Raw genomic sequence first — 13,970 nt, 5'->3', positions numbered from 1 at the left:
TGCCGGTAGCCGATAGCCTCAGCCGGTCAACCAGCAGCGATCGCAGGGAGAGCTAGTGAGTCGGTCCGTTCTGGTCACCGGAGGCAACCGCGGCATCGGCCTCGCGATCGCGCAGGCGTTCGCGGCGCAGGGCGACAAGGTCGCGGTGACGCACCGCGGGTCCGGCGCTCCCGAAGGCCTGCTCGGCGTGAAGTGCGACGTCACGAACTCCGAGGAGATCGACGCCGCGTTCACCGAGGTCGAGGCCGCACACGGCCCCGTCGAGGTCCTGGTCTGCAACGCGGGCATGACGCAGGACACGCTGCTGCTGCGGATGAGCGAGGAGCAGTTCACCCAGGTCGTCGACGCGAACCTGACCGGCGCGTTCCGGTTCGCCCAGCGCGCCTCCCGCGGCATGCTGCGCAAGAAGTTCGGCCGCATCGTCTTCATCTCGTCGGTCGTGGGCCTCACCGGCGGCGCCGGCCAGGTCAACTACGCGGCGTCCAAGGCCGGCATGGTCGGCATGGCGCGCTCGATCGCCCTGGAACTGGGCTCGCGCAACATCACCGCGAACGTCATCGCCCCCGGTTTCATCACCACGGACATGACCGCCGATCTGCCGGAGGCCGTCCGCGACGCCGCGCTGAAGCAGATCCCCGCCGGTCGTTACGGTGCCGCCGACGAGATCGCGCGCGCCGTCACGTTCCTCGCGGCGAACGAGGCCGGCTACATCAACGGTGCCGTGCTGCCGGTCGACGGCGGCCTCGGCATGGGCCACTGAAGCATCGTCCAGACTTCTGTTCTCCGTACTGCGAAAGGGTTGGATCAAGTGACCGGACTGCTCGAAGGCAAGCGACTGCTGATCACCGGTGTCATCACCGACGCGTCGATCGCCTTCCACGTCGCACGCGTCGCCCAGGAGCAGGGCGCCGAGGTCGTGCTGACCGGGTTCGGCCGGATGAGCCTCGTGACGCGCATCGCGCAGCGTCTGCCCAAGCCCGCACCCGTCGTCGAGCTCGACGTGCAGAACCAGGAACACCTCGACACGCTCGCCGACCGGGTGCGTGAGCACGTCGACGGCCTCGACGGCGTCGTGCACGCCATCGGCTTCGCCCCGCAGAGCTGCCTCGGAGCGCCGTTCATGGACGCGCCGTGGGAGGACGTCTCGGTGGCGATGCACGTCTCGGCGTACTCGTACAAGGCCCTGGTGCAGGCCACGCGCCCGTTGCTCTCGCACGGCGCGTCGGTCGTCGGCCTCGACTTCGACGCCCGTCAGGCGTGGCCCGCCTACAACTGGATGGGCGCGGCGAAGGCGGCGTTCGAGTCGATCAACCGCTACATGGCGCGCGACCTCGGCCCGGACGGCATCCGCGTGAACCTGATCTCGGCAGGCCCGGTGCGCACCATGGCCGCGAAGTCCATCCCCGGCTTCGGTGAGCTGGAGAAGATGTGGGGCGAGAAGGCTCCGCTGAGCTGGGACGTCGACGACCCCACGCCGGTCGCGAAGTCCGTCTGCGGCCTGCTGTCCGACTGGTTCCCGGCCACCACGGGTTCGATGGTCTTCGTCGACGGCGGCGTGCACTTCCTCGGTCTCTGACGTCACATCTGTTCGTCATGTGAGGCGATCGGGCGTCTGATTGGATGGAGCGGTGAGTTTCGACGCGCTGCTCTGGCTGTCTTTCGGCGGCCCAGAAGGTCCTGAGGACGTCCGTCCCTTCCTGGAGAACGTGGTTCGCGGACGTGGCGTGCCGCCGGAGCGGCTGGACGAGGTCGAGGCCCACTACCAGCACTTCGGCGGCGTGTCGCCGATCAACCGCCTGAACCTCGAGGCGATCGAGGCCGTCAAGGCCCGTGGTCTCGAGCTGCCGATCTACTTCGGCAACCGCAACTGGCACCCGATGGTCGAGGACACCGTCGCGCGGATGAAGGCCGACGGTGTGCGCAGGGCCCTGGTCTTCCCGACGAGCGCGTACGGCGGCTACTCCGCGTGCCGGCAGTACGACGAGGACATCGTGCGGGCGCTGCAGGCCGTGCCGGACGGTCCGGAACTCGTGAAGCTGCGCCAGTTCTTCGACCACCCGCTGTTCATCGGCGCTTTCGCTGATGGCGTTCGTGCCGCGGCTTCTTCTTTGTCCGGTTCTTACCGGCTCGTCTTCACCGCGCATTCGGTGCCGGTGTCCGCGGACAAGGCCGCCGGGCCGGCGTCCGAGGGCGGATACCGCTACTCGCGCCAGGTCGTCGAGGCCTCGCGGCTGGTGGCGGCGGAGCTGGGCGTCACCGAGTACGACGTCGTGTGGCAGTCGCGGTCCGGTCCGCCGCAGATCCCGTGGCTGGAGCCGGACATCGTCGACCACATCGACGCCCTGCACGCCAAGGGCGTCACCGGCGTCGTCGTGTGCCCGATCGGGTTCGTGTCCGATCACCTCGAAGTGGTCTGGGACCTCGACACCGAGGCCCGCGACCGCGCCGCCGAGCTGGGCATGGAGTTCGCCCGCGCCGCCACCCCGAACTCGGACCCGCGCTTCTCCGAGCTCGTGGTCGAGCTGGTCGCAGAACACACGGCGGACGCTCCGGTGCGGAAGCTGTCGTCGTTCGTGGCGGCGGGCTGCACCGTGAACGGCGCGCCGTGCGCGCCGTTGTGTTGCGAACCGGCCAAGAGGCCCGCCCGCACCTAGACAGTTGTTTTTCAACGGGCGCAGAATTGGTCGTATGACCAGTTCCGCGGCCGTTGAGGTCACCGGGCTCCGGGTGCGCCGGGGCAAGCGTCTGGTCCTGCGGGACGTGAGCTGCACGATCCCGCGGGGCAGTGTCACCGGCTTGCTCGGCCCGTCCGGCTGCGGCAAGACCACGCTGATGCGCGCGGTCGTCGGCGTGCAGATCGTCGAGTCCGGCGAGGTGACGGTGCTCGGCGCGCCCGCCGGCAGTCCAGGGCTGCGGAACCGGATCGGGTACGCGACCCAGAACCCCGCTGTCTACGCCGACCTCAGCGTGGCCGAGAACCTCCGCTACTTCTGCGCCGTGCTGCGGGCACCCCGGTCCGACGTGCGGCGCGTGATCGAGGAGGTAGGGCTCAGCGGGCACGAGTCGCAGCTCGTGGCGTCGTTGTCCGGCGGTGAGCTGTCGCGGACGAGCCTCGCGGTCGCGTTGCTCGGCAAGCCCGAGTTGCTCGTGCTGGACGAGCCGACGGTCGGCCTCGATCCGTTGCTGCGCGACGAGCTGTGGACGTTGTTCCGGGAACTCGCTGATCGCGGCGTCACGCTGCTCGTCTCCAGTCACGTCATGGACGAAGCCGCGCGGTGTGAACGGTTGTTGCTGATGCGCGACGGCGCGTTGCTGGCCGACGACACCCCGGCCGCGTTGCTGTCGGAAACCGGCACGAGCGACCTGGAACAGGCGTTCCTCACGCTGGTCCGGGCGAAGGAGGCGGCGTGAACACCGCGATCCTGCTGGCCACGACCGCGCGGATCCTCAGCCAGTTCCGCCACGACCGCCGCACCGTCGCGCTGATGGTGCTCATGCCGTCGTTGCTGCTGATCCTGCTGCGGTTCGTCTTCAACTCCGACCAGGCCTTCAGCCGTGCCGCACCGGCCCTGCTGGCGGTCTTCCCGTTCGCGATCATGTTCATCGTCACGTCGATCACGACCCTGCGCGAGCGCACCACGGCCACGCTGGAACGGCTGATGACGATGCCGATGGGCAAGCTGGACCTGTTGTTCGGCTACGCGCTGGCGTTCGGGATCGTGGCGCTGGTCCAGGTGCTGGTGGCGGTCGGGATCTCGCTGACGTGGCTCGGCCTGGAGATCGGCGGCTCGGTGTGGCTGCTCGTGGTCATCGCCGGGCTGGACGCGCTGCTGGGCACGGCGCTGGGCCTGTTCGCGAGTGCCTTCGCGCGCACCGAGTTCCAGGCCGTGCAGTTCATGCCGTTGTTCGTGATGCCGCAGGTGTTGTTGTGCGGGCTGTTCGCGCCACGAGAGGCCATGACGCCCGTGCTGGAGTGGCTGTCGAACGTCATGCCGCTGTCGTACGCCGTTGACGCGCTCACGGCCGTGACGACGTCGTCCGACATCACGGGTGAACTGGTGCGCAACCTCGCGATCGTGGCGGCGTGCGGACTCCTGGCGCTGGTGCTGGGCGCGGTGACGTTGCGCCGGCGCACACCCTGATCACCGGCCCTGAAGGGCTCTGGTGAGCGACTCCTCGGCGCCCTCGGGCAGGGCGCCGTCGTGGTCGAGGGCGTAGCGGACGACGGCGCGGAACTCGTCGCTGAAGCGCGAGTAGTACGGGGTGACCGGACGCAGCCGGGCGTCCTCGACGGCTTTGAGCAGGATGCGGGCGTAGGGGTGTTCGGTGGCGACGCGGCTGTCCTGGTAGACGATGCCGCGGGTGGCGGCCAGGCCTCCTCGTTCGAAGAGGAGCTGCTGGCTGCGAGGGCCGGTGAGGAACTCGATGAGGGCCTGGGCGGCGCGGGGCTTGGTGGACTTGGCGGAGATGGCGAGGTTCTGGCCGCCGAGAACGCTCGGGCCGGGCAGCTGGGCCACCTCGAAGTCGATGCCGGGGCGGCCGGCGGACTCGCCCTGGTTGCCCCGCAGGGTGCGGTGGGCGACGGGCCAGTTGCGCATGAAGACGACCTTGCCATCGCGGAACGCCTGGGTGCTCAGCTGTTCGTTCTGCGCGCGGGAGTCCGGTAACACCACGGGGTTCTGGCCCTTGAGGCCGTCGGCGAGCCAGCGCAGGGCGCGGCGGGTGCGGTCGGAGTCGACGACGACCTTGCCGGTGTCGTCGACGACGTCGCCCTTCTCCGCCCAGATCAGCTCCAGGGCGTTCACCGTCAGACCTTCGTAGTCGGCGAACTGGCCCGTGTAGCCGGCGGTGAGGCGGGCGTCCGGCGCGGCCCGCAGCGCGCGGGTGGAGGTGGTGGCGATGTCGTCGAGGCCGAGCGGGTCCTCCTTGACGATGTCCTTGCGGTAGAAGAGCAGGCCCGCGTCCGTGTTGAACGGCAGCGCCCACAGCACGCCCTGGTAGCGGCAGCTCTCCAGCGGGCGGCGCAGGAACCCGCTGGTGTCCACTGTGGACAGCGGGCGCAGGTAGCCGGACTGGGCGAACTCGGCGGTCCACGTGACGTCGAGGTTGTAGACGTCCGCGTTCTCGGCCTTCTCCCTGGCCCGCGCGACCATCTCGCTGCGCTGGCCGTCCGCCTCCGACGGCAGTTCGACGATCTCCGCGGGTTGTTCGGGATGCTCGGCGTTCCACTGGTTGATCAACGCGCGCCGCTGGCCGCCCTCGCTCTGGTCGCGGCCGCTGAGCACGATCAGCTTGCCCTTCTCCCACTCGGCCGACTCGCGGAACAACGGCTGCACGCCGCTGGTGAACAGGATCGTCAGCACGATGCCGACGGCCACGCCCATCGCGAGCCACGAGCGGTTCGCCCACACCACACCGGGCGGGCCCAGTCTCGGCAGCGCCGCCCACACCCGTCTCAGCCACCTCATCGAGCGCCTCCCCACAGTTCGCGGAACAACGCCGCCAGATCGTCGCCGAGGGTGTCCGTGGTCGAGTCGTGGCAGTCGCCGCCGGACGCGTCGGTGAGCTCGGTCAGCGCGTGCGCCGCACAGCTCGCCTCGCCGACGGCGATCACGAACACCCGGATCCCCTTCTGCCGCACCGCGTTCACCACGTCCTGCCGGGTCTGCGGGCTCGTCGTGTCCTCGCCGTCGGTCAACGCGATCACCGCGCTGATGTGGTTCGCGTCGTTCGTGCCGACCCGGTCGAGGCTGTCGAGGATCGCCTGGTGCAGAGGCGTGCCACCGGCCGGCCGCACGGTGCTCAGAGCGGCGGTCGCGGCCTCCTTGTCACGTCTGCCCAAGGGAATGAGCGGCCGCACAACGGTGTCGTTGAACACCGACAGGCCGTACGTGTCCCTGGCGCCCATCTGCGTGAGGGCTTTGCGCACGCCGTCGACCGCGACGGCGAACCGCGTCTCACCGGTGGCGGTCTGCTCGGCCATCGACCCGGACGCGTCGAGCGTCAGCCAGACCCGGCCGTCCCGCTTGGCCTGCTCGTACTTCTTCCCGAACTCCGCCTGCGCCGCCTCACCGGGTGCGGCCTCGTCGCGGTCGAGCGCCAGGCCCGCCCGCACCCCGAGCTCCTCGCGGAACTCGGCTCCCGCCGCCTGCTTCGCGGGGCGCAGTCCGGCGGCGTTGAGCGCCGTCATCCCCTCCTGCGTGCCGAGCCACGCCTGGAACCGGCTCGCGGGCTCGCGCGCGGCGAGGTTCGACACGTCCGGCGCGTCCCACTCGACGAGGTTCAGCGGGTAGTCGGCGCGGTAGGTGTCCGACGGGTACAGCGCGGTGAGGCACGGCTTCTGCGCGCAGCTGGTCTTGTTGTGCCGCAACAACACCTGCTCGGTCGTGATCGTCGCGGTAGCCGGTTCGAGCCGGTCGGCCTCCTCGACCCGGCGTTCCACGACGGCCGGTTCGAGCGTCTCGTACAGCGCCTGCGTGGCGAGCCTGCCGTCGATCGCCGTCAGCGGGTTCGGCCTGCCGATCGCGATGCCGGTGTTGCCGACCTTGGTGAGCAGGTCGCCCCACTTCTCGGAGGAGTCGGGGACGACGTCCCGCGCGATCGGCGTGGGTACCGCGAGCACGACCGGCGAGAACGCGATCGAGGCTCCCGGCCGGACGGTCACCGCGGACCCGATGCCGCCCGTGCGACGCACCACCTCGTTCGTCTCCGTGGTGGAGTCCGGCAGCCACACGTCGGGGTGCGGCCCGATCTCGCGCAAGTCCGGAGCGGACCACGACGACCGCAACGCGATGGCTCCCCGGTTGCCCGGCGCGGAGAACACGTACAACCGCGCCGTGCGGCACCCGTGGTTCTCCTCCGCCGTGTGCTGCTCGAACTTCCGCGCCACCTCGCCGATCGCGGGCGCCGCGTCCTGCGAAGTGAGCACCCGTACCTCGGTCGGCTGGGGGCACCCGAGCAGCAACACCCGGCCGTAGGCGACCAACGGCGGTGCGGCGACAGCGATCAGCCCGGCCGCGACGACCAGCACGGCCGTGAACACCACCCAGCGCAACCGGATGCGCTTGGCCAGCTGGTTCAACCGGTCGATCGCGGACGCCGACAGCACGAGGAGCGCGGTGCCGATGCCGTAGAGCACCCAGGACTGCCACGTCGCGAGCGCCCCGGTCGCCGTCTGGGACAACAGGTGCCCGGCGACCGCGGCCAGCATGAGGGCGCCCGCGTATCTGGGCGCTGTGCTCGACCGGCGCTGGTCGACGTCCTCCATCCGGCTTCCTCCCCGATCGGCACCCTATGCGGGGGTACCGACAGTTCCGGGGGAGTTGCCTGCTCCGGGGACTGCTACCAGGGGAGAACCACTCGTTTGGATCAGTGCTTGCCGGCGCCGCTGTCCGCCAGCACGCGCACGGCCTCGTCGATCGCCGCGCACCGCGCCCGCCGCACGGCCTCCGACACCGGCCGCAACGCCTCGGTCCGCGCCGACATAGCCGACGCCGACATCGCGCCGCCGGGGGAGTCCGACCTGGCCACCTGCACGATCGCGTCGACCTCGGCGGCCCGTTGCAGCACCCGCAACGCGCGCGGAGGCATCGCGTCCGGCCACGGCAGGTGTGAGTTCGTGGCGGAGAGGTCGGCGATCTCCTTGCGCACGTTCGGCCGGTGCTTGGCCACGTCGAGGGACGCCAGCGCGGCCGTCGCCTCCCGCAGCGCCGCGCTCAGGCCGTGCTCTGCCTCGCCGATCGGGATGTGCTCCAGGCCGTTGGACGACGGCAGGTCGAACACGGTCCACCGCATCACGCCGTCGGCCACGATCTTCGGCACCAGCCCGATGTGCACGGACGGGATCACCAGCGCCTCGCCGGACCGCAGCGCGCACATCGAGAGCGTGCCCTTGCCGCCCAGCCCGCGCACGTCACCGGGTATCGGCAGCGCGAGCCGCGCCGAAGTGGCGCCCGCGCGCCGCAACGCGGCCAGCAGCAGGGCGGGGCCCACAGGGGCCTCGTCGGGACCGGGGAGGTCGAGCGCCGTGGCGGTGCCGTCGTCGTCGGCCACCACCTCGTGCTGCTCGGCCCACGTGTGCAGGGCGTCGAGAACGTCGTCGGCGGCGGCCAGACCGTGCAGCCATCCCGACGTCCACACGACCAGCGTGGCACTTGCACAGGACACCCGACGAGATTACGTGGCCATGCCCCGTGCGCCCCACCCGGTGTGCCCGATCCGAGACACCTAGTTGGCCGGACCGATGTGTTGTTCCAGCAGGGTCCGGAACGACGCCATGTCCTCATCGGACGCGAACGCCCGGTGCGGCACCGAAAGCGACGCCGCGCCGTCGTCCAGCGTCTCCAGCACGAAGCCCTGCCGGGTCTCGGTCCACCCCGGCAGCTCCTGCCAGCCGATCTCCTCGCGCACCGAGGTGCCGACGGCCATCCGGAACGACTGGTCGTCCGCGCTGCCGATGACGGTCCGGCTGATCATCTCGTCCGACGAGAAGCGCCACCACACCGCGACCGGCTCCATGAACCCGATGACCAGCGCGCACACCAGGCCGAAGATCGCCACGGGCACCACGTCGTCGAAACCGAACAGCAGGATCAGCGAGAACACGCCGAGCACGACCGCGAACCACGGCGCCCACCGGAACATCGGCACCATCGCCCGCAGGCTGGCCCGCCAGTCCGCCGGTGAGGGCGCCCACCTGAAATCAACAGAGTCACTCATAACGACCCGCATTCTGCTGTACGAGAAGCCTCCGCGCCCTGGAGTTGCTCCACGTCGACGGGTCCCGTTTCGGTGCGTAGCGTCGTCGGGGTGACCCAGAACCTGGCCCGCACGGCGGGCGAACTGCGCGCCGCCGGGCACCTGCCGCGCGGCGTCAAGACCGAGATCAGGGAGAACCTCCTCGCGGCGTTGCGCGAGGGACGCAACCCGTGGCCCGGCATCGTCGGCTTCGACCGCACGGTGCTCCCGCAGCTCGAACGCGCGCTGCTGGCAGGCCACGACGTCGTCCTGCTCGGCGAGCGCGGTCAGGGCAAGACCCGACTGCTGCGCACGATCGTGTCCCTGCTGGACGAGTGGACGCCCGTCATCGAGGGCTCCGAGCTGGGTGAACACCCGCTCGACCCGATCACTCCGGAGTCTCGCCGACGTGCCGCCGAACTCGGTGACGACCTGCCGGTGGTGTGGCGGCACCGCGACGAGCGCTACGCGGAGAAGCTCGCGACGCCCGACACGTCCGTCGGTGACCTGGTCGGCGACGTCGACCCGGTGAAGGTCGCCGAGGGGCGCTCGCTGGGCGACCCCGAGACGATCCACTACGGCATGCTCCCGCGCGCCCACCGCGGCATCATCGCCATCAACGAGCTCCCTGACCTGGCCGAACGCATCCAGGTGTCGCTGCTCAACGTGATGGAGGAGCGTGACATCCAGGTCCGCGGCTACACGCTGCGGCTGCCGCTGGACGTGCTGCTCGTGGCGACCGCGAACCCCGAGGACTACACGAACCGCGGCCGCATCATCACGCCGCTGAAGGACCGCTTCGGTGCCGAGGTGCGCACGCACTACCCGCTGGAGATCGACGCCGAGGTCGACCTGGTCCGCCAGGAGGCCGATCTGGTCGCCGAGGTGGGCGACCACCTGCTGGAGATCATCGCCCGGTTCGTCCGGCACCTGCGCGAGTCGTCGTCGATCGACCAGCGTTCCGGTGTCTCCGCCCGGTTCGCCGTCGCGGCGGCGGAAACCGTTGCGGCGTCGGCACTGCGCCGGTCCGCGCTGATCGGCGAGTCCCCGGCGATCGCCCGTCCGATCGACCTCGAGTCGGTGCCGGACGTGCTGCGCGGCAAGCTCGAGTTCGAGGCGGGGGAGGAGGGTCGCGAGGACGAGGTGCTCGTGCACCTGCTGCGCCGCTCGATCGCCGACACCGCCCGCGCCCGCCTGGCCGGCCTGAACCTGCGGGCGCTGGCCGAGGTCGTCTCGGACGGCCACCCGGTTGCGACCGGTGACCGCGTGCACGCCGGCGACCTGCTGGCGGCGCTGCCGGAACTCCCGATCCTGCACGAGGTCGCGGCACGGATGGGCGCGGGCCCGAAGGACCCCGTCGGCCGCATCGCCTCCGCGGTGGAGCTGGCGCTGGAGTCGCTGTACCTGACTCGCCACCTGTCGAAGGACACCTCCTCCGACGACGACCGATCGGTGTACGGATGAGATATCGCTACGGACGCTGGGGCGGTGGCGCCGACCCGCTGGCGCCGCCGGTCGACCTCCGCGCGGCCGTCGACGAACTCGGCCGCGAGATCATGGAAGGCGCGTCGCCCAACGCGGCGTTGCGTGAGCTGTTGCGGCGCGGCGTCGACGGCACCCGTGGCCTCGACGACCTGACTTCGCGGTTGTGGCAGCGTCGCGCGTCGATCCAGCGCCGCCACCGGCTGGACGGCACGCTGTCCGAGGTCCGTCAGCTGCTGGACAAGGCGGTCGAGGCCGAGCGCCGGGCGCTGTTCCCGGACCCGTCCGACGACGCGCGCTTCCGCGAGGCCCAGCTCGACGCGCTGCCGGCGGGCACCGCGGCGGCCGTGCAGGAGCTGTCCTCCTACGACTGGCAGTCCCAGGAGGCCCGCGAGGCGTTCGAACAGATCCGCGACCTGCTCGGCCGCGAACTGCTGGACCAGCGCTTCAACGGCATGAAGGAAGCGCTGTCCAACGTGGACTCCGAGGACGTCAAGCGCATCCAGCGGATGCTGCGCGACCTGAACTCGTTGCTGGAGGCGCACTCTTCCGGTTCGCCGGACACGCCGCGCCAGTTCGCCGAGTTCATGCGCAAGCACGGCGACTTCTTCCCGGAGAACCCCCGCGACGTCGACGAGCTCATCGACGCCCTGGCCGCCCGCTCGGCCGCCGCGCAACGCATGATGAACTCGATGACCGACGCCCAGCGCGCCGAGCTTTCCGCGCTGTCCCAACAGGCCTTCGGCGGCATCGGCTCCCAGCTGTCCACTCTGGACTCACTGCTGCAACAGCTGCGGCCTGGCGAGGACTGGACCTCGTCCGCGCGCTTCCGCGGCCAGGATCCGCTCGGTCTGGGCGAAGGCGCCCAGGCGATGGCGGACCTGGCCGAGCTCGACGGCCTGGCCGAGCAGCTGTCCCAGTCGTATCCGGGCGCCCGCCTGGAGGACATCGACCTGGAAGCGCTCGAACGTCAGCTGGGCGAGTCGGCCTCGGTCGACGCCCGCCGCCTGGCCGAGCTCGAACGCGCGTTGAAGCAGCAGAACATCGTGGAACGCGCCCCGGACGGCTCGCTGCGCTTGACGCCGAAAGCGTTGCGGCGCATGGGCGAGACAGCTTTGCGCGGCGTCGTCGACCAGCTGCGTTCGTCACATGGTTCGCGCGACACCGTGTCTGCCGGCGCCGCGGGCGAGCTGATGGGCTCGACCCGGCCGTGGCAGTTCGGCGACACCGAACCGTGGGACGTGCCGCGAACCCTGCGCAACGCCGTGCTGCGGTCCGGCGCGATGTCCATGGACGTCGTGGACCTCGAAGTTTCCGAGACCGAACACCGCACGCGCGCCGCCGTGGCGTTGTGCGTGGACACCTCCTGGTCGATGGTGCAGGACGGCCGTTGGGTACCGATGAAGCGCACAGCCTTGGCGCTACATCACCTCGTGCGCACCCGTTTCCGCACCGATGCTCTGCAGTTGGTCACCTTCGGGCGCTACGCCGAGGCCGTGGACATCGGTCAGCTGACGGCGCTGGAAGGCGTGTGGGAACAGGGCACGAACCTGCACCACGCGCTGTTGCTGGCAGGACGGCACGTGCGACGCCACCCCGACGCACAGCCCGTGGTGCTCGTGGTGACCGACGGCGAACCCACCGCGCACCTGGAGCCCGAGGGCGACGCCGAGTTCAACTATCCGCCGCTGCCCCGCACGCTGACCAAGACGTTGAACGAGGTCGACGCGCTGGCCCGGCTCGGGGCGACGATCTCGGTCTTCAAGCTGGGCGACGACCCGCGACTGGCTCAGTTCGTGGACATCGTGGCCCGGCGGGGTGGTGGCCGGGTGGTGTCGCCGGACGAGGAAGGGCTGGGCGCCGCGGTGGTCAGCGACTACCTGAAGTCCCGGCGCAAGCGCCGCTGATCCTGTGCGCAGGTTCCGCGTTGCGGCCGTGCCGAACGGAGAGCCGTCGCTGATGCGGCGGTTCCTGGTGGCTGTCGTGTTGAGCGGCGTGCCGTCGACCATGCACGCCTTGGCGGTCGGCGACTCGCCGTTGCGCGCCACCCGTGCCGCCGGGTCGTTGGTGCGCGGCGGTGCCGGTGCGGGCGTGGTGGTGCACCTGGCCGTGTCGGCGTTCTGGACGTTCGTGCTGACACGGTTGCGGGTGCGTGGGGTGGTTGGCGGGGCGGTGGCCGGGATGCTGATCGCCGCTCTCGACCTGGAGGTCATCGGACGGCACAACCCGCAGATCCGGGCTCTGCCACGGGCTCCGCAGTGGCTGGATCACGTGGCGTTCGGGGTGCTGCTCGCCTGCCGCGCAGACAGACGCGGTCAGATCTCGTAGAGCGCGGCCAGCTTCGGCAGGCGGGCGGAGAGTTCCTCGCCGTCGTCGAAGTCGAAGTCCCACTCCGGGTCGAGTTCCGGGTAGCGGATCCGGAAGGCGTCCTGCGGTAACTGCATGCCGGTGGCTTTGATGTGCGCGTTCCAGGCGATCGAGAGGGCGTCCTCGCACTCGATCTCCACGTCGGACTCCGCGGCGGCCACCACGACCGGCAGTGAAGCCAACGAATCCGGGGAGGCTACGACCGCGGTGAAGGTGTCCTCGCCCTGGGTCAGCAGCCAGCCGCGGAAGTAGTCGAAGCCGTCGTCCGAGCAGCCGCCGTTGATCAGGTAGGCCGCCGCCCACAGCGGGTTCTGGTACGACTCCGCCAGCAGGTCCCAGAGGACTTGCTGGGCCGCGACGATCTCGGCGGGTGGCTGGGCCGCCAGCAGGGTGGTGGCGGCGGCGACCACGGCCTCGCTGTCGGAGGGGTCGGGGACGCTCGCCCTGGCGTCGGCGATGAGCTTCCAGAAGGTGTTCGAGTCCACGTCTTGGAGCTTGACAGAGGGGTCTGACAATTTTGGCGCCTGACTTACGAGCCTGGACGTTCTAGGTTGGAGACATGATCAGGACTCTCTTTCGTTCGCTCGAGGCCGTGCACGGAATGATCTACTTCGCCCCCGAGGCGGAGACCCGGTACGCGAGCGTCGGGCTGGATCGGCCCGGTGGGTACTTCGCGTCACGGGCGGCGGCGCTGGGGGCGGTCGGGGCCGAGGTCGTGATCGCCACGTTCTACAACTTCAACCCCGAGATCGTGCGGGCGCGCATTCCGCAGGCGTGGGAGAAGGTCACGCCGCAGCGCATGCTCGAACTGCGGTGGGAGGCGGCGGACGAGGCGCTGCGCAAGGTGCTGCCGGACGACCTCAAGGAGATCACCGAGCTGGCCAGGCGTGCTGCGGAGCGGGCCAAGGAGATGCTGCACGGCCGTACGTTGTTCGCGGCGCATGCCGCTCTGCCGTGGCCGGACGACACGCTTCTGCAGCTGTTCCACGCGCAGACGTTGCTGCGGGAGTTCCGCGGCGACGGGCATCTCGCTGCCCTTCTCCGCCAGAACATCACCGGTATCGAGGCGCTCGTGCTGCACGTCGCGACGGGTGACTACCCGGCCGAGGTGTTGCGCAAGACGCGTGCGTGGTCCGAGCAGCAGTGGGCGGCCACGGTGGAGGACCTGCGGCAGCGCGGGCTCGTCGGTGAGGACCAGCTCCTCACTGAGAAGGGGCGCGAGCTGCGGCAGGGCGTGGAGGACGACACGGATCGCATGGCCGCGCCGGCCTACGACGTGTTGTCGGACCAGGAGAAGCAGCGGTTCGTCGAGCTGGCCACGCCGCTGAGCAAGGCCGTTCTCGAGGCGGGCATGGTGCCAGGCCGGCGCTGACCTGCCCAGGGCC

The 13,970-nt window shown here is 70.3% G+C and carries 14 protein-coding genes; 9 read left to right on the top strand and 5 right to left on the bottom strand.

The genetic code is table 11. The features are described from left to right. Positions 1 to 55: 55 nt before the first annotated feature. The 5 genes from SK803_RS14750 to SK803_RS14730 are packed head-to-tail and all read left to right on the top strand — an operon-like array spanning position 56 to position 4,142. Positions 56 to 760 carry a beta-ketoacyl-ACP reductase gene (locus tag SK803_RS14750; RefSeq protein ID WP_319966543.1) on the top strand — a complete coding sequence of 235 codons (705 nt, stop codon included), beginning with the start codon at positions 56 to 58 and terminating at the stop codon, positions 758 to 760. 48 nt (positions 761 to 808) lie between these two features. Further along, a complete protein-coding gene (gene fabI / locus SK803_RS14745) occupies positions 809 to 1,576 on the top strand; it encodes an enoyl-ACP reductase FabI (protein WP_093588011.1) in 768 nt (255 codons plus the stop codon). A 52-nt stretch (positions 1,577 to 1,628) separates the two neighbouring features. Beyond that, positions 1,629 to 2,654, top strand: coding sequence for a ferrochelatase (locus tag SK803_RS14740; protein WP_319966542.1), 1,026 nt, complete (start codon positions 1,629 to 1,631; stop codon positions 2,652 to 2,654). Between the two features lie 34 nt (positions 2,655 to 2,688). Continuing rightward, positions 2,689 to 3,411 (top strand): ABC transporter ATP-binding protein, encoded by a 723-nt coding sequence (locus SK803_RS14735; RefSeq protein ID WP_319966541.1) that lies wholly within the window; start codon positions 2,689 to 2,691, stop codon positions 3,409 to 3,411. Then, the gene (locus SK803_RS14730; protein ID WP_319966540.1) at positions 3,408 to 4,142 is read left to right on the top strand and encodes an ABC transporter permease; all 735 of its coding nucleotides are present in this window, start codon (positions 3,408 to 3,410) and stop codon (positions 4,140 to 4,142) included. Before SK803_RS14735 ends, SK803_RS14730 begins: the two co-directional genes overlap by 4 nt. Here the strand turns inward: SK803_RS14730 and SK803_RS14725 are convergent, their stop codons facing one another. The 4 genes from SK803_RS14725 to SK803_RS14710 form a co-directional block, all read right to left on the bottom strand. Continuing rightward, positions 4,143 to 5,468 (bottom strand): extracellular solute-binding protein, encoded by a 1,326-nt coding sequence (locus SK803_RS14725; RefSeq protein WP_319966539.1) that lies wholly within the window; start codon positions 5,466 to 5,468, stop codon positions 4,143 to 4,145. Then, positions 5,465 to 7,267: a vWA domain-containing protein gene (locus SK803_RS14720; RefSeq protein ID WP_319966538.1), complete on the bottom strand. Its 1,803-nt coding sequence runs from the start codon at positions 7,265 to 7,267 to the stop codon at positions 5,465 to 5,467. Before SK803_RS14720 ends, SK803_RS14725 begins: the two co-directional genes overlap by 4 nt. A 101-nt stretch (positions 7,268 to 7,368) precedes the next feature. Further along, positions 7,369 to 8,166, bottom strand: coding sequence for a hypothetical protein (locus SK803_RS14715; RefSeq protein WP_319966537.1), 798 nt, complete (start codon positions 8,164 to 8,166; stop codon positions 7,369 to 7,371). Between the two features lie 60 nt (positions 8,167 to 8,226). Beyond that, on the bottom strand, positions 8,227 to 8,652 hold the full coding sequence (locus SK803_RS14710; protein WP_319966536.1) for a YcxB family protein: 426 nt from the start codon (positions 8,650 to 8,652) through the stop codon (positions 8,227 to 8,229). A 156-nt stretch (positions 8,653 to 8,808) separates the two neighbouring features. Here SK803_RS14710 and SK803_RS14705 point away from each other — a divergent pair, with 156 nt between their 5' ends. Genes SK803_RS14705 through SK803_RS14695 form a run of 3 tightly spaced genes read left to right on the top strand, consistent with a single transcriptional unit; the run spans position 8,809 to position 12,546 of the window. Continuing rightward, positions 8,809 to 10,200 carry a sigma 54-interacting transcriptional regulator gene (locus tag SK803_RS14705; protein WP_319966535.1) on the top strand — a complete coding sequence of 464 codons (1,392 nt, stop codon included), beginning with the start codon at positions 8,809 to 8,811 and terminating at the stop codon, positions 10,198 to 10,200. Next, positions 10,197 to 12,125 (top strand): vWA domain-containing protein, encoded by a 1,929-nt coding sequence (locus SK803_RS14700; protein ID WP_319966534.1) that lies wholly within the window; start codon positions 10,197 to 10,199, stop codon positions 12,123 to 12,125. The genes SK803_RS14705 and SK803_RS14700 overlap by 4 nt, the downstream gene beginning before the upstream one ends. 28 nt (positions 12,126 to 12,153) lie before the next feature. Continuing rightward, a complete protein-coding gene (locus SK803_RS14695) occupies positions 12,154 to 12,546 on the top strand; it encodes a hypothetical protein (protein ID WP_319966533.1) in 393 nt (130 codons plus the stop codon). On the opposite strand, the gene SK803_RS14690 is transcribed toward SK803_RS14695, so the two are convergent. Beyond that, positions 12,534 to 13,070 (bottom strand): DUF4240 domain-containing protein, encoded by a 537-nt coding sequence (locus SK803_RS14690; protein WP_319966532.1) that lies wholly within the window; start codon positions 13,068 to 13,070, stop codon positions 12,534 to 12,536. The genes SK803_RS14695 and SK803_RS14690 overlap by 13 nt on opposite strands. Positions 13,071 to 13,144: 74 nt before the next feature. On the opposite strand from SK803_RS14690, the gene SK803_RS14685 reads away from it, so the two are divergent. Next, positions 13,145 to 13,957 carry an SCO6745 family protein gene (locus tag SK803_RS14685; RefSeq protein ID WP_319966531.1) on the top strand — a complete coding sequence of 271 codons (813 nt, stop codon included), beginning with the start codon at positions 13,145 to 13,147 and terminating at the stop codon, positions 13,955 to 13,957. Positions 13,958 to 13,970 lie beyond the last annotated feature (13 nt).

This window comes from Lentzea miocenica (genome assembly GCF_033949945.1).
In the GTDB taxonomy this organism is placed as follows: Bacteria; Actinomycetota; Actinomycetes; order Mycobacteriales; family Pseudonocardiaceae; genus Lentzea; species Lentzea miocenica.
The sequence above is the reverse complement of the archived record's forward strand: the minus strand, read 5'-3'. Positions and strand labels throughout refer to the sequence as shown.

Bases quoted from the DNA above. Each gene is read 5' to 3' on its own strand.
- SK803_RS14735 (WP_319966541.1), top strand. From the start codon at position 2,689: ATGACCAGTTCCGCGGCCGTTGAGGTCACCGGGCTCCGGGTGCGCCGG.
- SK803_RS14725 (WP_319966539.1), bottom strand. From the start codon at position 5,468: ATGAGGTGGCTGAGACGGGTGTGGGCGGCGCTGCCGAGACTGGGCCCG.
- SK803_RS14720 (WP_319966538.1), bottom strand. From the start codon at position 7,267: ATGGAGGACGTCGACCAGCGCCGGTCGAGCACAGCGCCCAGATACGCG.
- SK803_RS14710 (WP_319966536.1), bottom strand. From the start codon at position 8,652: ATGGTGCCGATGTTCCGGTGGGCGCCGTGGTTCGCGGTCGTGCTCGGC.
- SK803_RS14700 (WP_319966534.1), top strand. From the start codon at position 10,197: ATGAGATATCGCTACGGACGCTGGGGCGGTGGCGCCGACCCGCTGGCG.
- SK803_RS14685 (WP_319966531.1), top strand. From the start codon at position 13,145: ATGATCAGGACTCTCTTTCGTTCGCTCGAGGCCGTGCACGGAATGATC.